The 18,678-nt window shown below is 62.5% G+C and carries 18 protein-coding genes and 2 pseudogenes; 6 read left to right on the top strand and 14 right to left on the bottom strand.

What is annotated here, in order from left to right:
• Window positions 1-59: 59 nt before the first annotated feature.
• Entirely contained in the window at window positions 60-866 is an 807-nt protein-coding gene (gene istB, locus RLDS_RS31190; protein ID WP_009821099.1) for an IS21-like element helper ATPase IstB, read from the bottom strand.
• A complete protein-coding gene (gene istA, locus RLDS_RS31185; RefSeq protein ID WP_009823850.1) occupies window positions 856-2,379 on the bottom strand; it encodes an IS21 family transposase in 1,524 nt (507 codons plus the stop codon). The genes istB and istA overlap by 11 nt, the downstream gene beginning before the upstream one ends.
• 50 nt (window positions 2,380-2,429) lie before the next feature.
• On the opposite strand from istA, the gene RLDS_RS56620 reads away from it, so the two are divergent.
• Window positions 2,430-2,861, top strand: coding sequence for a hypothetical protein (locus RLDS_RS56620; protein WP_201767458.1), 432 nt, complete (start codon window positions 2,430-2,432; stop codon window positions 2,859-2,861).
• Window positions 2,862-2,932: 71 nt separating this feature from the next.
• Here the strand turns inward: RLDS_RS56620 and RLDS_RS31180 are convergent, their stop codons facing one another.
• The 10 genes from RLDS_RS31180 to RLDS_RS56615 all read right to left on the bottom strand — a co-directional run bounded on the left by RLDS_RS31180 (window position 2,933) and on the right by RLDS_RS56615 (window position 12,017).
• Window positions 2,933-3,214, bottom strand: a complete 282-nt coding sequence (locus RLDS_RS31180; RefSeq protein WP_004212690.1) for a type II toxin-antitoxin system YafQ family toxin — start codon at window positions 3,212-3,214, stop codon at window positions 2,933-2,935.
• On the bottom strand, window positions 3,201-3,464 hold the full coding sequence (locus RLDS_RS31175; RefSeq protein WP_004212689.1) for a type II toxin-antitoxin system RelB/DinJ family antitoxin: 264 nt from the start codon (window positions 3,462-3,464) through the stop codon (window positions 3,201-3,203). The genes RLDS_RS31180 and RLDS_RS31175 overlap by 14 nt, the downstream gene beginning before the upstream one ends.
• 384 nt (window positions 3,465-3,848) lie before the next feature.
• On the bottom strand, window positions 3,849-4,286 hold the full coding sequence (locus RLDS_RS31170) for a DUF411 domain-containing protein (protein WP_007683347.1): 438 nt from the start codon (window positions 4,284-4,286) through the stop codon (window positions 3,849-3,851).
• Window positions 4,287-4,365: 79 nt separating this feature from the next.
• The gene (locus RLDS_RS31165) at window positions 4,366-5,607 is read right to left on the bottom strand and encodes an MFS transporter (protein WP_007683345.1); all 1,242 of its coding nucleotides are present in this window, start codon (window positions 5,605-5,607) and stop codon (window positions 4,366-4,368) included.
• Window positions 5,601-6,587, bottom strand: a complete 987-nt coding sequence (locus RLDS_RS31160; protein ID WP_009823975.1) for a copper resistance protein B — start codon at window positions 6,585-6,587, stop codon at window positions 5,601-5,603. The genes RLDS_RS31165 and RLDS_RS31160 overlap by 7 nt, the downstream gene beginning before the upstream one ends.
• Window positions 6,584-8,290, bottom strand: a complete 1,707-nt coding sequence (locus RLDS_RS31155) for a copper resistance system multicopper oxidase (protein ID WP_007683343.1) — start codon at window positions 8,288-8,290, stop codon at window positions 6,584-6,586. Before RLDS_RS31155 ends, RLDS_RS31160 begins: the two co-directional genes overlap by 4 nt.
• 25 nt (window positions 8,291-8,315) lie before the next feature.
• A complete protein-coding gene (adhP, locus tag RLDS_RS31150; RefSeq protein ID WP_007683342.1) occupies window positions 8,316-9,341 on the bottom strand; it encodes an alcohol dehydrogenase AdhP in 1,026 nt (341 codons plus the stop codon).
• 26 nt (window positions 9,342-9,367) lie between these two features.
• Window positions 9,368-10,888, bottom strand: coding sequence for an aldehyde dehydrogenase family protein (locus RLDS_RS31145; RefSeq protein ID WP_009823976.1), 1,521 nt, complete (start codon window positions 10,886-10,888; stop codon window positions 9,368-9,370).
• 251 nt (window positions 10,889-11,139) lie between these two features.
• The gene (locus tag RLDS_RS31140) at window positions 11,140-11,469 is read right to left on the bottom strand and encodes a hypothetical protein (RefSeq protein WP_021224454.1); all 330 of its coding nucleotides are present in this window, start codon (window positions 11,467-11,469) and stop codon (window positions 11,140-11,142) included.
• 149 nt (window positions 11,470-11,618) lie between these two features.
• Window positions 11,619-12,017, bottom strand: a complete 399-nt coding sequence (locus RLDS_RS56615; protein ID WP_021224453.1) for a hypothetical protein — start codon at window positions 12,015-12,017, stop codon at window positions 11,619-11,621.
• 397 nt (window positions 12,018-12,414) lie between these two features.
• Between RLDS_RS56615 and RLDS_RS56610 the strand changes: the two genes are divergently transcribed.
• A complete protein-coding gene (locus RLDS_RS56610) occupies window positions 12,415-12,636 on the top strand; it encodes a hypothetical protein (protein WP_009823981.1) in 222 nt (73 codons plus the stop codon).
• 621 nt (window positions 12,637-13,257) lie between these two features.
• A pseudogene (locus RLDS_RS57160) lies at window positions 13,258-13,695 on the top strand (multicopper oxidase domain-containing protein); the annotation flags it as partial.
• A 74-nt stretch (window positions 13,696-13,769) separates the two neighbouring features.
• Here the strand turns inward: RLDS_RS57160 and RLDS_RS31130 are convergent.
• Complete coding sequence (locus tag RLDS_RS31130) at window positions 13,770-14,210, bottom strand: GNAT family N-acetyltransferase (RefSeq protein ID WP_236616780.1); 441 nt, start codon at window positions 14,208-14,210, stop codon at window positions 13,770-13,772.
• A gap of 86 nt (window positions 14,211-14,296) precedes the next feature.
• Window positions 14,297-14,806: a recombinase family protein gene (locus RLDS_RS31125; protein ID WP_083434574.1), complete on the bottom strand. Its 510-nt coding sequence runs from the start codon at window positions 14,804-14,806 to the stop codon at window positions 14,297-14,299.
• 48 nt (window positions 14,807-14,854) lie between these two features.
• Between RLDS_RS31125 and RLDS_RS31120 the strand changes: the two genes are divergently transcribed.
• The 3 genes and pseudogenes from RLDS_RS31120 to RLDS_RS31110 all read left to right on the top strand — a co-directional run.
• Window positions 14,855-15,619 (top strand): IS6-like element IS6100 family transposase, encoded by a 765-nt coding sequence (locus tag RLDS_RS31120; protein WP_001389365.1) that lies wholly within the window; start codon window positions 14,855-14,857, stop codon window positions 15,617-15,619.
• Window positions 15,620-15,659: 40 nt separating this feature from the next.
• Window positions 15,660-17,258: pseudogene (locus RLDS_RS31115) on the top strand (DUF4158 domain-containing protein); the annotation flags it as partial.
• 76 nt (window positions 17,259-17,334) lie between these two features.
• Window positions 17,335-18,678 (top strand): DUF4158 domain-containing protein (locus RLDS_RS31110; RefSeq protein WP_021224664.1); only part of this gene is annotated, 1,344 nt, incomplete at its 3' end.

Genomic DNA, 18,678 nt, shown 5'->3' with positions numbered 1-18,678 from the left:
TGTTGATTTCCACTGAGAAGTGACCCGGGTTTTCCATCGAGAAGTGACCCGTCTGCGGATTATGTTTCGGGTGTCACGGGTGGGTCAACCCGTGGTTTTCTCTTTTGGGTTCTGGCCTGCTTGGCAGAGCTGTTTTTGAAGCGGAAGCTATCGTTGCCGGTCTCCAGGATGTGGCAGTGATGGGTAAGCCGATCGAGGAGCGCCGTGGTCATTTTGGCGTCGCCGAACACGGTGGCCCATTCGCTGAAGCTCAGGTTTGTGGTGATGATGACGCTGGTGCGCTCGTAGAGTTTGCTCAGCAGGTGGAAGAGCAGCGCGCCACCTGAAGCACTGAACGGCAGATATCCAAGCTCATCCAGGATAACGAGATCGGAGTGCAGGAGGCGATTGGCGATCTGACCGGCCTTGCCCTGTGCTTTTTCCTGCTCGAGCGCATTGACCAGTTCGACCGTCGAGAAGAAGCGGACGCGCTTTCGATGATGTTCGATGGCCTGGATGCCCAGCGCCGTTGCCACATGGCTCTTGCCGGTGCCAGGACCGCCGACCAGCACGATATTGTCGGCGATGTCGATGAAGTCGCAGCGATGCAACTGACGCACCAGAGCTTCATTGACCTCGCTACTGGTAAAGTCGAAGCCGGCCAGATCGCGATAGACAGGGAAGCGCGCGATCTTGAGCTGATAGGCCACAGACCGAACCTCCCGTTCTGCTGTCTCGGCTTTGAGTAACTGGGAGAGGATCGGGATGGCGGCTTCGAACGCTGGAGATCCCTGTTCCATGAGATCGGTGACGGCCTGCGCCATGCCATGCATCTTGAGGCTGCGGAGCATGACGACGATGGCGCCGCTGGCAGGGTCATGACGCATGACGCTTCTCCTTGCGCAGATCATCATAGCGTTCGACATTGGCCATCGGTTCGCTGACCAGCTTGAGCGCCTGGGGCGCCGTCACCGGCGGCGTGGAGATCGGTTTTCCGTCGACCAGCCTATAGAGCAGATTGAGGATATGGGTCTTGGTCGGAACGCCAGCCTCCAGCGCCATGGTGACCGCCGTCAGCACCAGTTGCTCATCATGATGAAGAACCAGCGCCAGTATTTCGACCATTTCCCTGTCGCCGCCGGGATTGCGCAACAGATGTCGCTGCAGACGCTGGAACGCATCGGGTAGCTCAAGGAAGGGCGCACCGTTGCGCAGGGCGCCGGGCTTGCGCTGCACGACCGCCAGATAATGGCGCCAGTCATAAACCGTATGACCTGGACCGTCGTGAGAGCGGTTGATGATGCGCTGATGTGCGCAGATTGGCTGCCCCTCGGCGACGACCTGGAAGCGATCAGGATAGACGCGCAGGCTGACAGTGCGATTGGCGAAAGAGGCCGGTACGCTGTAGCGATTGCGCTCAAAGTGGATGAGGCACGTCGGCGATACCCGTTTGCGATATTCCACAAAACCATCGAAGGGCCTGCCCGCAACCATCAGACACTCAGATTCATCGGCCCAGGCATTGGCAACCGATCCGGGTTCGATCCCGTGAGGGATGTCCTCCCATAACGCCTTGCAGCGCTCCTCCAGCCACAGGTTCAGCGCATCAAGGCTTTCGACCTGCGGCGTGGGTTGCCACAGACGGTGCCGCGCATCCTGGACATTCTTCTCGACCTGCCCCTTTTCCCATCCCGCAGCCGGGTTACAGAACTCAGCTTCGAACAGATAGTGGCTGACCATCGTCAGGAAGCGTGCGTTGACGGTGCGTTCCTTGCCACGCCCGACCTTGTCGACGGCCGTGCGCATATTGTCATAGATACCCCGGCGCGGCACGCCGCCCAGCACGCGGAAGGCGTGATTATGGGCGTCGAACAGCATCTCATGGGTTTGCAGCAGGTAGGCGCGCACGATGAATGCCCGGCTGTAACTGAGCTTGAAATGCGCGACCTGCAGCTTGGTCCGAACCCCGGCGATGATTGCCCAGTCCTCACTCCAATCAAACTGGAAAGCTTCCCCCGGCGCGAACGACAGGGGCACGAATGTCCCACGCCCGCCAATCTGTTGCTGGCGCCGATAATCTTCGCGCCAGTCCCGAGCAAAAGCGGCAACCCGGTTGTAGGATCCTTCATAACCCAGGCTCACCAAATCGGCGTGAAACTGCTTGATCGTGCGCTTCTGCTTGCGCGATCGGCCCATATCGCGCCGCAGCCAGGCCGCCAGATGCTCAGCAAATGGGTCCAGTTTGCTTGGTCGATCAGGCACCTTGAACCGCGGATCGATCGTCTCGGACCGCAAATATTTGCGGATCGTGTTGCGTGATAGTCCGGTGCGCCGCGCTATCTCCCGGATCGGTAGATGATCGCGAAAATGCCAGCGCCGGATAACGCTCAATAACGCCATGTCCAACACTCCATATACCCTCGCTTGTCAAAGCCAGGGACGAGTTCAACATGGGTCAATTCTCAGTGGAAATTTACGCCCTACCCGGGTCACTTCTCAGTGGAAATCAACACCCTGAGCATGTGATCGAGCAAATCACGGAAATAGGGTTTCCTTCTCACGATCTGGCTTTTGAGCCATTCGAGCATGGAATCTTTTGCCATCATGGGCGTCGTCGTCGCTCTCGGCAGCATCGTCTACCGGGCCAGCATCCGCCGGTCATCAACGTAGGGGTCACGACGGTGGAGCGAGCGGTCGGCTCTTCAAGCCCAACGCGATCGGCTCATTTCTCGCTCACCAGTCGTGAACTAACGGCAAATTTGTCAGAATTTGAGGGTGAAAGTGATTTATGGCCCTCATTTTTGTTTCAAGCAGCGCCTGCCGAATGCATCTCTGCGATTGATGTCTTCTGCAAAAGCTTGTTGGCATCGGATGCTCGCTGATCACACCTAACCCGTAATCGTGCCTCTGGCTGACATACCCGACAAACGTATAAGCTCGCCATGCGCGGGCGTCACCAACCCAATTCCGCGTGCGATCCCAAGCGCACAAGCTGCAAGGTGTCGTCATCGGGCTTGCGGTAAATCAGCACGAGGTCGGGCTTTATGTGGCAATCGCGATGGTCGCGCCAGTCGCCGGTCAGCGCATGGTCGCGGTGGCGCGGTTCAAGCGGCTCGTCGGATGCCAGCGCCTCGATGATCGGGATCAGGTCAGCGTCCAGCGTCTTGGCGTGCTGCCCCTTCTTCTCCCGCTTGTAGTCGCGCTTGAACCGCCCGAAGCGTTCAATCGTCCGCATTGAGGTCGGCCATCAGGTCGACCACCGTGGCGAACCGCTTGCCCTTTCCCTCGCGCGCTTCCTTCATGGCCTCGATCGTCTCGGCATTGGGCACCAGCGGTTCAAACGGCAAGGCCTTGTCGCGGGCAACGCGGGTCAGCATCAGGCGCACGGCATCGGAGACGGTCAGCCCCATAGCAGCCAGCACGGTCGCGGCTTCCTCCTTCACCGCTCCGTCGATCCGGGTCTGCACAAGAGCGTTTGCGGCCATGTCGATTTCCTTTCTGCATGACGATGTAATGCAAGCGAACGCAAAGTGCAATCAGGCAAAGCCCCGGCTATCGACATGGCGACCGGGCTTCGTGTTTTTCACCTTCAATGCTGTGAGTGCCATCGGTTCGGGGCCCTGATCGGGAATGTTGGGGCCGTTCTCACACTTTCGGTGGGCAAACGGTCCCACAATCGTTCCCACATTTTGGGCCAAATTCAGGCAAATCATGGAGACGACCGCGAACAACTTACAAGACAAATCGTTGCTTTTTCAGTGTAGGTAGGGGTAGGGACGCCATCAGCTCGCTTGACACAAGGTTCTACACTCGACAGCGGGGTCCTCTACCACCGGGCAATTCTGCAGGATGCTGCAAACCGCGCGATATCAATGGCGGGCGAAAATTCGCTGACCGGCGCTGCCGAAGGCCACCACCGTATAGGGTTGGCGGGCAGCGCCTGCCACTTCCATGCCCTCCGAACCGATCGGCATCCCCGCAACCGCAATGCCTTTGACGCCCGCAGGACGGGTCGCCAGCAAGCGCTTGACGTCGGATATCGGGACATGGCCCTCGATCATATAGCCATCGACGATCGCGCTGTGGCAAGATGCCAGCGTCCGGGGCATGCCGGCCTTGCGCTGAAGCTCGCTGCGCGACGCATCGTCACGCATGACGACCTTGCGTCCCAGCTTCGCGCGCACGGCCTGCGCCCACTTCTCGCAACATCCACATCCCGGATCCCGGTGGACGACGATATCACTGGCCGCAAGCGCTACGCCGGGCATGGCGAGGAACAGCAAGGCGACGAATAGGCGGGTCTTCATGAAATGACTCCCGGAAGAACGATAAGCATGGGGCAGAGGCCCCTTCTTTTCTATACGCATCAATGCGCCCCTCCCCTCATCACGCAGATGATTTTACGATGGCGGGCGGCCTCCAGGCTAGCGGCAGGGACACAAGCAGCGCTAGCGATAGACCACCAATCCCCCACAGAACGAGCGGCTGCGCCCCGGGAGCGACGATGGCTATCGCCAGCGGCGCGAGCGCCTGCCCGATGCTGGCGGCGGAATGCTGGAAACCGAGCTTCACGCCTGAAGGGGCCCCGCCGCCGCTGATCCAGAAGCTGGTGACCAATCGAAGGGTTGCCGAGCTCCAGCCGGCAGCAACGATGATCCCACTGAGCTCGGCCATACTCGCGGCGACAGGAAACATGAAAAGTGCCACAGCCAGCAGGCCCAGCGTCAATCCGGCAAGCCGCCTCGGCACAGTGACCAGCCAATCCAGCTTTGCATGGAAGATCTGTGCCGCCAGCATGCCCAATCCGCAGAGACTGAGCATCCAGGCGATCTCTTCGCGGCTCAGCGAAATGGCGCTCCGCGTCACCAGGAGATTGACATGCATCGCCGCCAGCCCGCCGCCCGCGACGATCGTGATAAAAAGCAGGATCAACGTCGCGCCGAGCGTAGGCGCGGGCAGGTCTCCGCCATCGATGCAAGGTGCACACCAGCGCGGCAGACGCACGGCGCAAAGCGCCGCCCCGACGGCACCGATGCCGAGAGCGAGGATCATGAGGGGAGCGCGGGGCAGGATCGCGGCCGAGACCTCCGCCACCAGCGGACCGGCGAGATCGCCCAGAAACACGAAGGCGGTCAGCCAGGTGAAGCGGCGCGCCTGGTCCGCGCGCCCGCTTGCGGCAAAGCTCGCGCAGAGCAAGCCCAACGGTATGATGGCGGCCGACGCCATCCCCGCCACCAGACGCAATGCATAAAGCTCAGGCAACCCGACGAGGCCGATCGGCGCGGTCACCAGCGCGAGGATGACCAGCGCTGCGCGCAACATCGCCCGATAGTCGACCCGGTCCGCGATCCAGCCCCAGAGCGGCGCCGCCAGCAAGGCTGCCAGGGGATGGACCGCAGTCAGGCTCGCGACGTGAAAATCATGAGCGCTTGACGATAGCGCGCCACGAGCCGGGTCGACCAGTGCCGGAAGGAAGGCGAGAATGGCCGTCTGTCCCGCCGACGCCGCAGCCGCCGCGAGCAACAAGACGAAAAAGGAGGCCGGCCAGCGACCGTTGGCTTGCGATCCAGCCTTGTCACGCGGCGCGTTCGCGGTCGATCCCTCGAGTGGCCATCCGCGGATCACCACCAGGCGCGCAAGCCGATCACCAGCCTGTGTTCGGAAGGCCCTTCCCTGCGCAGGCGACGGAAATCGGCCGTGCCGTCAAATGCGCGCTCCCAGACGAAGCCGATATAGGGCGCGAACTTGCGCGACACCTCGTAGCGCAACCGTCCGCTCAGCTCGACATTGCTGAAGCCGCTGCCGAGCTGCCGATCGCTCGACCGCTTCGAATAGATATTGGTTTCCACCTGCGGCGTAAGGATCAACCGATTGGTGAACAGGACCTCATAGGAGGCCTTGGCGCGCGCCGCGAGACGCCCATCGGTTCCTACATAGCCGGTGAGCTGGACGTCGAACCAATAGGGCGCCAGTCCCTCGACGCCGGCGGCGAGCCAGGTGGTCGCACCCTTGCCGAGATCCTGCCTGACCCCGAGCAGCGTGCCCCAGAACGGGTTCTTGCTGTGCCACCACAGCGCCTCGACGCTGCTCTCCGGATCGAGACGTTGGTCGCGGGAGTTCTTGAGCCCCTGGCTGCGCAGCCAGAGCTTGTCATTGTCCTGACCCTTGGTGACGAGCACGGTCCAGCCCACGCCCTGACCCTCGTTGCCGCTGGTGAACTCGAGCTCATCCACAAGTATCTTGGGGATCGAGAGCTTGTCGGCCATCTCATAGCCCGGCAGCGTCGAGTTGCGATAGCCGTCGGCATAATCGTCCGAGTTGCGCGCGTCCGGCGGGGCCTTGCCACCCTGCATCGAGCCCATGTCCATCGTGGCGCCGTTACCGGACGCCTTCGTGTCGGTCATATCCATGCCCGGCATGTCCATGCCCGCATGCTCCTGAGAGCCTTGCGCGGAAGGTGAGTTTGGATCGGGAGTGGCCGTTTGGGCAGGGGTGGCGGCGGGCGACGGGGGCAAGGCATCCTGCGCGAGGGCGGGAGCCGTGATCGCCGGCGCCAGGAAGAGGGCAACGCCAAGAGCAATGCCGCGCGAGGGGATAATCCGGATCATGCGACCACCACCTCCCGGAACATGCCGGCCGCCATGTGATAGAGCAGATGGCAGTGGAAGGCCCATCGGCCCATGGCGTCGGCGGTGACGCGGAAGCTCACCCGCTGGGCGGGCTGGACCACGACCGTATGCTTGCGGACCTGGAAGGCGCCGTCCGGGCCTTCGACATCGCTCCACATGCCGTGCAGATGCATCGGATGCGCCATCATCGTGTCGTTGACGAAGGTGACGCGCAGCCGCTCGTTCGGCTTGAAATGCAGCGGCCGGGAATCGTTGAGCTTGATGCCGTCGAGCGACCAGATGAACCGTTCCATATTGCCCGTCAGATGCAGCTCGATGTCGCGCTCGGGCTCGCGCGGGTCGGGATCGCCGCCCGGCGTGCGCAGATCGGCCAGCGTCAGCACGCGCCAGCCGCGCCCGCGCAGCCCGGCGCCGGGATCGTCCAGATTGGTGCGGGGATAGTCGACGCGCATGTCGGTATTGGCGCCATATTCGGTGCGGGCGTGCTGTGCCCTGGCCGGCATCTCGGTCATGCCGTGCCCGGCATGCGCGTCGCCTCCCATTGCGCCCATCGTCGCCATCGCGCCCATCATGTCGACCGGCTCGAGCCAGGTCCGGGCATCGAGCGGCGGCACGGCTGCCGCCATGCCCGGAGCCGGTGCGATCGTGCCGCGGGCATAGCCGCTCCGATCGATCGCCTGCGCGAAGATGGTGCGGGCGCCGCCCTCGGGCATGGTGAACTCGACGTCATAGGTCTCGCCCGGGCCGATCCGGAATTCCTCGACCGTGACCGGCTCGACCGGCTGCCCGTCGGCCGATACGACCGTCAGCTCGACCCCCGGGATCCGCACGTCGAAGAACGTCGCCGTCCCCGCGCCGACGAAGCGCAGGCGCACGCGTTCGCCGGGCGCGGCGATACCGGTCCAGTTGCCGGCGGGCGGCGCGCCGTTCATCAGATAGGTGTAGGTCGCGGCAGAGACATCGCTGTAGTCGGTCGGGTTCATCCGCGAGCTGTTCCACATCCGCCGCCGCTCGAGCGCCTTCCCAAGGCCCATGGCGCCGACATCCTTGAGGAAGTCGCCGGCTGTCGGCTGCGCAAAATTATAGTAGCTGCTCTGCTTCTTGAGATTGAGGAAGATCTGCAGCGGCGGCTCGTCCGACCAGTCGCTGAGCACGATGCAATAGTCGCGATCGGGCGCCCGCGCCGCCGGCGCCTGTTTCGGCTCCACGATGATCGCTCCATAGAGTCCCGTCTGCTCGGCGAGCGTGTGAGCGTGATACCAGTAGGTTCCGCTCTGGCGGACCTCGAAGCGATAGGTGAAGGTCTCGCCCGGCGCGATGCCGGCAAAGCTGATGCCGGGCACGCCGTCCATCTCCGCCGGCACGATGATGCCGTGCCAATGGATGCTCGACATCTCCTTGAGGCCGTTGCGCACACGGAGCGTGACCGTGTCGCCTTCGCGCAGGCGCAGGACCGGCGCGGGCACGCTGCCGTTCACGGCGGTCGCGATACGGCGTTTGCCGGTGAAGTTGACTGGCAGCTCGGCGATCTCGAGGTCGAACTCGGTCCCGCTAAGCTCGGCGGGCGAGACTGGGGCGGATCGCGCGAGAAGCGCCGGGGCGAAGCCGGCAACCGCGCCGCCGATCGCCAGCCCCTGGACGAAACGGCGCCGTGCGATCGGCCGGATATGTAAGGGAGACATGAACTGTACTTTCGCGAAGTCGGGTTCAGGCGAGGTCGAGGACGATCCGGCCCTCGATGTCGCCATGGTGCATGCGGGAGAAGACGTCGTTGATGTTCTCCAGCTTGTCTGCATGGACCGTGGCCTTGACCTTGCCGTCGCCGGCGAACGCCAGTGCCTCGAGCAGATCGAGCCGCGTGCCGACGATCGAGCCTCGCACGGTAATGCCGTTCAGCACGGTGTCGAAGATCGACAGCGGGAAGTCGCCCGGCGGCAGACCATTGAGCGCGACCGTGCCGCCGCGCCGGACCATGCCGAGCGCCTGCTGGAACGCCTTGGGCGAAACGGCGGTGACGAGCGCTCCGTGCGCGCCGCCTATCGCCTTCTTGAGCGCTGCCGAAGGGTCCTCGCTGTGCGCGTTGACCGTCAGTGTGGCGCCAAGGCGTGTAGCGAGGTCGAGCTTGCTATCGTCGATGTCGACCGCGGCCACATTGAGACCCATGGCACGGGCATATTGCACCGCCATGTGGCCGAGCCCGCCGATCCCTGAGACGACCACCCACTCGCCGGGTCGGGCCTCGGTGGCCTTCAATCCCTTGTAGACGGTGACGCCCGCGCAGAGGATCGGCGCAATGTCGAGGAAGTCGACATTGTCGGGAAGGTGACCAACATAGTTGGGATCGGCGAGGACATATTCGGCAAAGCTGCCATTGACCGAATAGCCGGTGTTCTGCTGTTCGTGGCAAAGCGTCTCCCAGCCACCCAGGCAATGCACGCAATGCCCGCAGGCGGTGTAGAGCCAGGGCACGCCGACCCGGTCGCCTTCCTTCACATGGGTGACGCCCGCACCGACGGCGGCGACATGCCCGACGCCTTCATGGCCAGGAATGAAGGGCGGGTTGGGTTTGACCGGCCAGTCCCCTTCTGCCGCGTGCAGGTCGGTATGGCACACGCCGGTTGCCGCAATCTTGACCAGGATCTGCCCGGGGCCGACCGTCGGGATCGGCGCGTCCTCGATGACCAGGGGCTTGCCGAATTCGCGGACGACCGCCGCCTTCATGGTTTTCGCCATGTCCGTTTCTCCTTTTGAGCGAGGGGTCAGAACAGGCCGAGCGCGTGCTCGTCATAGGAGACGAGCAGGTTCTTGGTCTGCTGATAATGGTCGAGCATCATCCGGTGATTTTCACGCCCGAAGCCCGACGCCTTGTATCCGCCGAAGGCGGCATGGGCGGGGTACTGGTGATAGCAGTTGGTCCAGACCCGCCCGGCCTCGATCGCGCGGCCCAGACGGTAGGCGGTGTTGCCGCTCCGGGTCCAGACGCCCGCGCCAAGACCGTAGGCGGTGTCGTTGGCAAGTGCGATCGCCTCCTCGACCGTCTTGAAGGTGGTGACCGCCAGGACGGGACCGAAGATCTCCTCCTGGAAGATGCGCATGTGGTTCTGACCCACGAACACGGTCGGCTGTACGAAATAGCCCTGGTCGAGCGCACCGCCCGGCAGCGCCCTGGCGCCACCGACCAGACACTGCGCGCCCTCGGCCTTGCCGATATCGATATAGCCCAGGATCTTGTGGAGCTGGTCCTCCGACGCCTGCGCGCCGACCTGGACCGACGGGTCGAGCGGATCGCCCTGGCGGATCGCGGCGACGCGCGCCACGGCGCGCTCGATGAAGCGGTCGAAGATCGACTCATGGATCAGGGCGCGCGACGGGCAGGTACAGACCTCGCCCTTGTTGAAGGCGAACAAAGTAAAGCCTTCGAGCGCCTTGTCGAAGAAGGCATCGTCCTCGTCGAGCACGTCCGCCATGAAGATGTTGGGCGACTTGCCGCCAAGCTCCATCGTCTGGGGGATCAGATGGTCCGCCGCGGCGTGCATGATCTGCTTGCCGGTGACGGTCTCGCCGGTGAACGAGACCTTGGCGATGCGCGGATTGGCGGCGATCGCCTGGCCAACGGTCCGTCCCGGGCCGGTGACGACATTGAGCACGCCGGGCGGCAGGATGTCGGCGGTGAGCTCGGCGAACATCAGCAAGGTGAGCGGCGTCTGGGATGCGGGTTTGATGACGGTGCAGTTGCCCGCCGCCAGCGCCGGCGCGATCTTCCACGCCGCCATCAGCAGCGGGAAGTTCCACGGGATGATCTGGCCGACGACGCCGAGCGGCTCGCGGAAATGATAGGCGATGGTGTCCGCATCGATCGTCGAGATGCCGCCTTCCTCCGCCCGGATGCAGCCGGCGAAGTAGCGGAAATGGTCGATCGCAAGCGGAACGTCGGCAGCACGCGTCTCGCGGATCGGCTTGCCATTGTCGATCGTCTCGGCAAGCGCCAGCAGCTCCAGATTATCCTCGAGCCGGTCGGCGACACGATTGAGAATCCTGGCGCGCTCGGCGGGGGCGATTCTTGCCCATTGATCCTTGGCAGCGTGCGCCGCATCGAGCGCGCGCTCGACATCTTCCGGCGTCGACAGCGCGAACTCTGCGATCTGGGCACCATTGATCGGGCTCTTGTCGGCGAAATACTCGCCGCTCGCAGGAGCATTCCATCGACCACCGATGAAATTATCATAGCGGTGTCGGAAGGAGGCCGCCGCATTGATGGTCCCGATCGCCTTCTCGAACATTACCTGACTCCATCTCTATCGATGGCCTGACGGAGTAATCTCTTTGCCCGGGCGGCCTATAAGTAAGTTCCGCAGAAGGTAGTTTGGTATCGGTGTCGCGGTCTTTGAGGGTCAGACACGCCAACGGAGCCGATGAGTATTCATCGACTCCCGAACCTATTCGCGCACGCATGATCGGAATTATGCCGAGACACGCTACTCGGCTGATTCTTCTTTTGGGGAGGGCGGCGCTTGGCATTCCAATTCTGGCGTTACGCCCGGACGCGCTTTAGGCTCACCCAATCGCCTTTCTGAAGCGTCCCGTCCCTCACGCGGAAATGAGCGTAATGGTCGTCGAAAATCTGGTCGACTTCGACATGACCGACAAGGCGGCGGTGGCGCGGCGTTGCGTGATAGACTTCGAGTATCTGCCCGATGTGCGCGCCATCGGCTTTGCCCAGGCAGGCCACTGTGCCGCCCGCATCCGTACGGACGATCTTGCCGCGCATGAACAAGCTATGGCCGATACCCTGTGCGAGGAGCGGCGTGCTGCCAAAGAGCAGAAAGCCAACAGCAGCACCGACGCCAAGATGTTTTCGCATCACTGTTTCCTCTCTCACGTCAGTTGCTCGGTCCCGGCTTTGAAAGTTGGGAGCACGGGGCGACGCTGGGCATCGTCAAAGAACTGGCCCGCCGCGGGGGCGGCGGCGGGCCCTCAGCCCCGGGGGGTGTTTTATCGGGGCTGGAAACTTCACATGTCGCTCATCGGCTTGTCGGCCATGGGCTTGGCGGTCTTCTTCGCGGCCGGCTTGGCCTTCTTCATCGGCATCTTGCAGCAGCCACTCTTCGCCTTACCGGCCATGCCCGAGCCGTTCGATGCAGGCGACCCGCCGGACATGCCGGCCATCCCCGACATGCCCTGTTGATCCTGCTGGGCCGGTTGCCGCTGCTGCTTCTGCGCGCCGGCCTGATGTTCCTTCATCATCTGATCGTGCATCTGCTGCCCGCCATGATCCATGCCCTGCTGGTGGGCATGGGCCGGCGCAGTCTGCGCGGGCGCGGGCGTCGACTGGGCGAGAGCGGTGCCGGCGGCGAAGGTTAGCGTCGCGAAGAGGCTGATGGTCGCCGCGCGAAATGTCGTCTGTCGCATTGAGGGTCTCCGAGTGTTCGTCCTGTTGCCCGGTCGACGTTCCGATCCCGGCAATTCCGAAGCTTCAATGCTGCTAGCGAGACGCAGTCTGTATACGTAACTTACGAATCCGCTTTGGATCGCGACAAGCATGCGCGGGATCGTGCGGGGTGGACCATGGCCCAAGTTCAAGCGAATTCATGATCCCGCTTGATGGCGGCCGGCAGCGAAGTGCAAAAGCCAATTGGCCCGCCGTGGGAGAACGGCGGGTCAAAGCTGCGGTTGAACTAGGCCACGGTCGTTGGCCGCCCAGCCTCGTGGTCGGAGCTGGCTTAATGCAGGGTCAGCAACCGCCCCGCGACCTATGCAACATGCGGGAGGCTCCGTCCTGGGTTCCCATCTCCCGCATAGCGATCCGATGGTCCTGCATCATCTCACCGTGCATCCGTACTTCGCGGTGTCGCATGCCTTGCATCTGGGCCGTGTCGGACCGAGCCGGCGCCGGCTTCGCCTTGAGCGTCTGTTCAAGGTCGGGCATGCCCGGCGGCATCCCATCGGCGAGAACTGGCCCGGCGCCGACGGCAAGGACGCCAAAGGCTGCGAGCGAAGCGATAATCGCTGCTTTCTTGCGCAAATATGATTCCTTCAAGTCTGAGTTTCAGTGCGACCGGACACATGCCCGGTCGATTCTCGCTCCCCAGGGAGCTTGCCGTTGAGATGGTATCGGCCTGGAGGTGGCAGTATACGTAATTTGCGAAGCTGGCGGTCAGCCTGCAATGTCAGCTTTAGTTCGGCTACTAGCAAAAGCTGGGCGCGGATGACCGACGACGGCGGCCATCAAAGCCTCCGCCTAGCCCGAGCACTGGAAAGCGACGCCGCCTGCTGCAGTGGCGAACAGCGAAACGTAAATCGCACGCCGCTTTTGCTTCGGCGCGATCGTGGCAAGGCCCACCGCCGAACCAGCCACTCGGACTGGCCCAGGCTAAATTGTCGGAATAGACGCTCGCTCGGATCGGTGCCGCAGTGATTGAACGCTCGCCTGGCTGATTATTGATCAACTGGCGAGGGCCGCAACCAGCTTAGAAGGGCAATTTTGTCTTCCCAGAGGGGGCGGGCACAAAAGCGATCGGTTCGGGTATTACGGATATTGCCCTCCCGCGCGCCCTTTAAGGGAAGAGCGGCGCTTCGCCTCGGTGGATCTCATCGGATCGAGAAAAGCGCGTTTGCGTCAGTTTCACGATTGCTCAGGAGGGGCTTCGAAATGACTTTTCTGAGCCGGCGAACTGTCTTGGCGGGCGGAGGCCTCCTGCTGGGGGCGGCATGCACGCGCAGATTTGCGACGCCGGACCAAGCAGGCACGCTGCCCATTCCTCGCCTGTTAGATGCACGCGACCATGGGCAGAGAATTGGACTGAGGGCGCAGGAAGGGGAAACCACTTTCTTCCCAGGGCGGCGGAGCGCCACCATGGGATACAACGGAAGCTATCTCGGCCCGACTCTGCGGGTACATCGCGGGGACGACGTGACGGTGACTGTCAGCAACAATCTGTCTGCTGATACCACGGTTCACTGGCACGGGCTGCTCGTACCGGGAGAGCTGGACGGCAGCCCCCACCAGACCATTAGTCCAGGCGAGACTTGGCGTCCGACGCTGCCGATCCGTCAGCCGGCGGCCACTCTCTTTTATCATTCGCATGCACACGGCCGAAGGGGGCGTTTGCGGGAGGGGGCGGAATCCTACGCCAAGCTCGCCCAGATAGCCGGCGCGAGATCTTACTTGTTGCTGCCTTCTACGGTCGCGCCAGAAAGGCGACGGCTCAGTTCTATCCGGCGATGGCTACGCATTTTGAAGGTGTCTGGCCCAACGCGCCGATACTCAATGAAGCCGAGAGAACGCCAAAATCGCTCTGCCGCTTCATTCGCTTCCAGCACGGCCAACCGAATCTCTATGGCACCTCTCGCAGCGGCCCAGCTTTCGACCGTCGAGTAAATTGAGCGTCCGACGCCACGACCACGCTGTGCGGCATCTACGATCATGAAGCCGAGATACCATGTGCCATCACGCGGATAATCGCGGAGGATGGCCGCGATTGCATATAGGCCGCCAGGCCCCTTCCATCCCAGGACAGCTTGATTGTGGGCGCTCTTTTCGGGCGGCACATCGGAGAAAAGCTCGCGAGCATCGTCCAGCGTGGGCGCGGCCCCGTCCTGCAACAGGAAATAGTCGCTGCAACGGTTGTACAGGTCTGCAACGTCTGCGGCGTCCGCTTGGGTAAGTTTGATCGGGGCTCCCGTCATCATCATCGCGTTTTGGCAGCAAGCACGCGCTGACCGTAATCCCGGAGTTCCCCGTTGGGACCGACATAGCGGTAGAGAGTGACGCGCTCGATCCCGAGTTCCTTGCAGAGGTCGGAAACGGACGTGTCGCGTTGGGCCATAGCAGCCTGAGCGAGCCGCACCTGGGCCTTGGAGAGGGCGAACTTGCGGCCACCCTTGCGTCCCCGCGCGCGGGCAGCGGCCAGGCCAGCCATGGTGCGCTCGCGGATCATATCCCGCTCAAACTCCGCCAGTGTGGCAAAAATGCCGAACACCATCCGGCCCGATGGCGTCGTGGTGTCGATCTGCGCGCCCTTGCCGGTGAGCACCCGCAGACCGATACCGCGATCCGACAGATTCTGCACCGTGCTGACCAGGTGGGTGAGCGTTCGGCCGAGCCGGTCGAGCTTCCAAACGATGAGGACATCGCCGTCGCGCAACGATTTCAGGCAGGCGGCAAGACCGGGGCGATCATCACGGCGGCTCTGTTGCAAAAATCGTGAAGCTTGAGCATGCTTGGCGGAGATTGGACGGACGGAACGATGACGGATTTCAAGTGGCGCCATTTCCAGGGTGATGTGATCCTGTGGGCGGTGCGCTGGTATTGTCGCTATCCGATCAGCTATCGCGACCTTGAGGAAATGCTGGCGGAACGCGGCATTTCGGTCGACCATACGACGATCTATCGCTGGGTCCAGTGCTACGCCCCGGAGATGGAGAAGCGGCTGCGCTGGTTCTGGCGGCGTGGCTTTGATCCGAGCTGGCGCCTGGATGAAACCTACGTCAAGGTGCGGGGCAAGTGGACCTACCTGTACCGGGCAGTCGACAAGCGGGGCGACACGATCGATTTCTACCTGTCGCCGACCCGCAGCGCCAAGGCAGCGAAGCGGTTCCTGGGCAAGGCCCTGCGAGGCCTGAAGCACTGGGAAAAGCCTGCCACGCTCAATACCGACAAAGCGCCGAGCTATGGTGCAGCGATCACCGAATTGAAGCGCGAAGGAAAGCTGGACCGGGAGACGGCCCACCGGCAGGTGAAGTATCTCAATAACGTGATCGAGGCCGATCACGGAAAGCTCAAGATACTGATCAAGCCGGTGCGCGGTTTCAAATCGATCCCCACGGCCTATGCCACGATCAAGGGATTCGAAGTCATGCGAGCCCTGCGCAAAGGACAGGCTCGCCCCTGGTGCCTGCAGCCCGGCATCAGGGGCGAGGTGCGCCTTGTGGAGAGAGCTTTTGGCATTGGGCCCTCGGCGCTGACGGAGGCCATGGGCATGCTCAACCACCATTTCGCAGCAGCCGCCTGATCGGCGCAGAGCGACAGCCTACCTCTGACTGCCGCCAATCTTTGCAACAGAGCCACTTGGTCTACACGTAACCGACCTGGCCAACTATGCAGCGCGGGATCAGACGATGACGGACCATGCCCGCGAGCTGGCGATGCGAGCGGGCCTTCGTGGACCAACCCGCGCCGACATTCCCTTCATGATCGAAGCGGCCGCGAAAACGGCATGGGCGACCGACAAGGGGATGACGATAGCGATCGGCGTTGTCACCGCCCTTCGCGAGGCCCGGATTCTACTGCCGTCCATCTCCACCATCGAACGCGCCAGTAGTGCGGGACGCGCGCGTGCCCGCAAGCAGGCTGCCTACGCCCTGATCGCTGATCTTAGCGCCGAACAGGTCCACGCCCTCGACCAGGTCTTTGACGACGCCGGCGGCATGAGCCAACTCGCTTCGCTCAAGACCATTCCCGTTGCGGCCAGGCCCGATCACATCCGCCAGATTCTCGACCGCCTGCGGCAAGTGCGGAAGATCGGCATCTCCCCGGACGTGGCTGGCCGCATCCATGCCGACCGATTTCGGCAATATGTCAGGGAAGGCCGCGCTTCGCCTGCCTATATGATCGAGCGATATATTCCCTCCCGACGGCGCGCTACGCTGGTTGCGTTCCTGCTCGACCTCGAGGAACGACTGACCGATAACGCCTTGGAGATGGCGGACAAGCTGATCGGCAGCATCTTCACCCGCGCGAAGAACGCCCAGGCGCGCAGCTATGCCACCACGTCAAAGAATGTGGCGCGGCTGATGCTGATCTTTCGCAGGACAATCGACGCATTGACCGATGCGGTCGATACCGGCGAAGATCCAATGGAGGCCCTGGACGCATCGGTCGGGTGGAACACCCTCCTGAAGGCGAGGCCAGAAGTGGCGACAATCGCGGAAACCGCCAACCTTGATCCGCTGACGGTGGCGGCCGACCGCTATGCGACGTTGCGCAAGTTCGCCCCCGACCTGCTTGAGGCGCTCCAGTTCAGGGCCGGAAAGGGCAGTGCAAAAACGATCGCCGCCATCGAGATGCTGCGCGACCTCAACAGGTCGGGCAAACGCGATCTGCCTGCCGACGCTCCGATGCCCTTCCGCAAGGAATGGCGGAAAATCGTCGTGGGCGATGACGGCAAGATCAACCGGCGTCTCTGGGAAATCGCGACGATCGCGCATCTGCGCAACAAGCTGCGTTCCGGGGATGTCTGGGTGGAGCGATCGGCAGGATACCGCCGGTTCGACAGCTACCTGCTCAGCGAACCCCAGGCGAAGCCGATCGTGTCGGCTCTCGGTCTGCCACCCACAGCCGGCGAATGGCTCGAACAGCGGGGCCGCGAACTTGACTGGCGGCTTAAGAAATTTGCCCAGCGCCTGAAGCGCGACGCTCTGGAGGGTGTGCGATATCGCGACGACCGCCTCCAGATATCCCCCGTTCGCACGATCGCGACGCCCGACGCCGAAGCGCTGGCCGACCGGCTCGATGCCATGATGCCACGCATCCGCATCACCGAGCTACTGCATGAGGTGGCGCAGGAAACCGGCTTTCTTGCGGCGTTCACCAACCTGCGTACCGGGCCCAGTCGGCCCCAAGCTGCGATTTTGGCCAAGTCGGAGAACGTTTTGGGAACGTGGCATTCGGTATTGACGATGGAAATCATAGAAGAGGACAGTTCGCTCCATCATAGGGAGTGGGTTGATGGATCGGAGTATTCCGGGCGGGGATTTGATCGGACGATGGAGCCTGAGCTTTGCCGATATTGATTTTGTAAATTCGAAGCCGGCCCTGACGCGCCTTGGCCTCGCCGCACAGCTGAAATTCTTCGCTTCCCTGGGGTTTTTCGCGATCGATCCCGGCTCAATCCCTACCGATGGCCTCTCGTATCTGGCCGAGCAACTCGGTGTCGAGGCTGGCGAGATAGCCGGTTATGACTTTTCCAGTCGGACAGCACGACGGCATTGTGCGGAGATCCTGATCCATCTTGGATATCACCGCATGAAGCGGGTGGATCGCGCGCAATTGACGGAATGGATTGCTGGCGAGCTGTGCCCGGGCGGCCAGTCGATCAATGCCATGCTTGAGCATGTTTTCCTGTGGTGCCGGGACCGGCGTATTTATGGGCCGTCGCGCAAGGAGCTTGAACGTGTCGTTCGCTCACAACGGCAAGATTATCTGGACACCTGGCTGATCGGAGCCAGTGATCGGCTTTCGTCAGATGCGGTGGCGTTATTGGAAGCCTCGCTTGCCGATCCGGACAGCTCGACCGGATTCAACAGGATGAAGGGTGACGCCGGACAGGCAACGCTCGACAACATTCTCGACGTGACCGAGAAACTCGCCTTTATCCAGAGACTTGATCTTCCCCATGATCTCCTGACGGCTACGGGCAAGCCATGGGTCGATCAGATTGTTCGCCGCGTTGCCGGTGAAAAGGCCTCGGAGATGCGCCGGCATGCGCCGGCGCGACAGCTCGGCCTTTATGCGATTTATCTAATGTCGCGGGAGGCGCAACTCACTGACGCGATGATCGACCTGCTGATCGAAACCGTTCACAAGATCGGAACGCGCTCGAAACGCAAGGTGGTGGGCGATATCGCGAAAGACATCGAGCGGGTCTATGGAAAGGAGCGCCTGCTGGTCGAGATCGCCAGCGCCTCGATCAATGAACCATCGGGGCGCATCTGCGATGTCATTTTCCCGATCGCCGGTAAGGCCAAGCTGGCGGCGATCGTCAAGGAGAGCCATGCGAAGGGCGCTCTGGACCGGCGCATCTACAAGGTGATGCGTGGTTCCTGGGCCAATCATTACCGGCGCATGCTGCCAAGCCTGCTTTCCGTACTTGAGTTCCGGTCGAACAACGCGGTGTGGCGGCCGGTCCTGGCGGCCCTCGACTGGATCAGGAGCAAGGTGGATGGCGGATGCCGCTTCGTGCCATTGCAGGATGTTCCGATCGATGAGGTGATTCCAGCGCGATGGCGCAGTTCCGTCATTGATGACGATGGGCGGGTAAACCGGATCAGCTATGAGCTTTGCGTCCTGACG

Origin of the sequence: Sphingobium lactosutens DS20 (genome assembly GCF_000445105.1) — a bacterium.
In the GTDB taxonomy this organism is placed as follows: Bacteria; Pseudomonadota; Alphaproteobacteria; order Sphingomonadales; family Sphingomonadaceae; genus Sphingobium; species Sphingobium lactosutens.
This window is presented reverse-complemented; position numbering and strand designations above follow the sequence as displayed.

Excerpts from the sequence above, each read along its gene's own strand:
- istB (WP_009821099.1), bottom strand. The coding sequence starts at position 866 with ATGCGTCATGACCCTGCCAGCGGCGCCATCGTCGTCATGCTCCGCAGC.
- istA (WP_009823850.1), bottom strand. The coding sequence starts at position 2,379 with ATGGCGTTATTGAGCGTTATCCGGCGCTGGCATTTTCGCGATCATCTA.
- RLDS_RS56620 (WP_201767458.1), top strand. The coding sequence starts at position 2,430 with ATGGGTCAATTCTCAGTGGAAATTTACGCCCTACCCGGGTCACTTCTC.
- RLDS_RS31180 (WP_004212690.1), bottom strand. The coding sequence starts at position 3,214 with ATGCGGACGATTGAACGCTTCGGGCGGTTCAAGCGCGACTACAAGCGG.
- RLDS_RS31175 (WP_004212689.1), bottom strand. The coding sequence starts at position 3,464 with ATGGCCGCAAACGCTCTTGTGCAGACCCGGATCGACGGAGCGGTGAAG.
- RLDS_RS31170 (WP_007683347.1), bottom strand. The coding sequence starts at position 4,286 with ATGAAGACCCGCCTATTCGTCGCCTTGCTGTTCCTCGCCATGCCCGGC.
- RLDS_RS31160 (WP_009823975.1), bottom strand. The coding sequence starts at position 6,587 with ATGATCCGGATTATCCCCTCGCGCGGCATTGCTCTTGGCGTTGCCCTC.
- RLDS_RS31155 (WP_007683343.1), bottom strand. The coding sequence starts at position 8,290 with ATGTCTCCCTTACATATCCGGCCGATCGCACGGCGCCGTTTCGTCCAG.
- adhP (WP_007683342.1), bottom strand. The coding sequence starts at position 9,341 with ATGGCGAAAACCATGAAGGCGGCGGTCGTCCGCGAATTCGGCAAGCCC.
- RLDS_RS31145 (WP_009823976.1), bottom strand. The coding sequence starts at position 10,888 with ATGTTCGAGAAGGCGATCGGGACCATCAATGCGGCGGCCTCCTTCCGA.
- RLDS_RS31140 (WP_021224454.1), bottom strand. The coding sequence starts at position 11,469 with ATGCGAAAACATCTTGGCGTCGGTGCTGCTGTTGGCTTTCTGCTCTTT.
- RLDS_RS56615 (WP_021224453.1), bottom strand. The coding sequence starts at position 12,017 with ATGCGACAGACGACATTTCGCGCGGCGACCATCAGCCTCTTCGCGACG.
- RLDS_RS56610 (WP_009823981.1), top strand. The coding sequence starts at position 12,415 with ATGGTCCTGCATCATCTCACCGTGCATCCGTACTTCGCGGTGTCGCAT.
- RLDS_RS31120 (WP_001389365.1), top strand. The coding sequence starts at position 14,855 with ATGACGGATTTCAAGTGGCGCCATTTCCAGGGTGATGTGATCCTGTGG.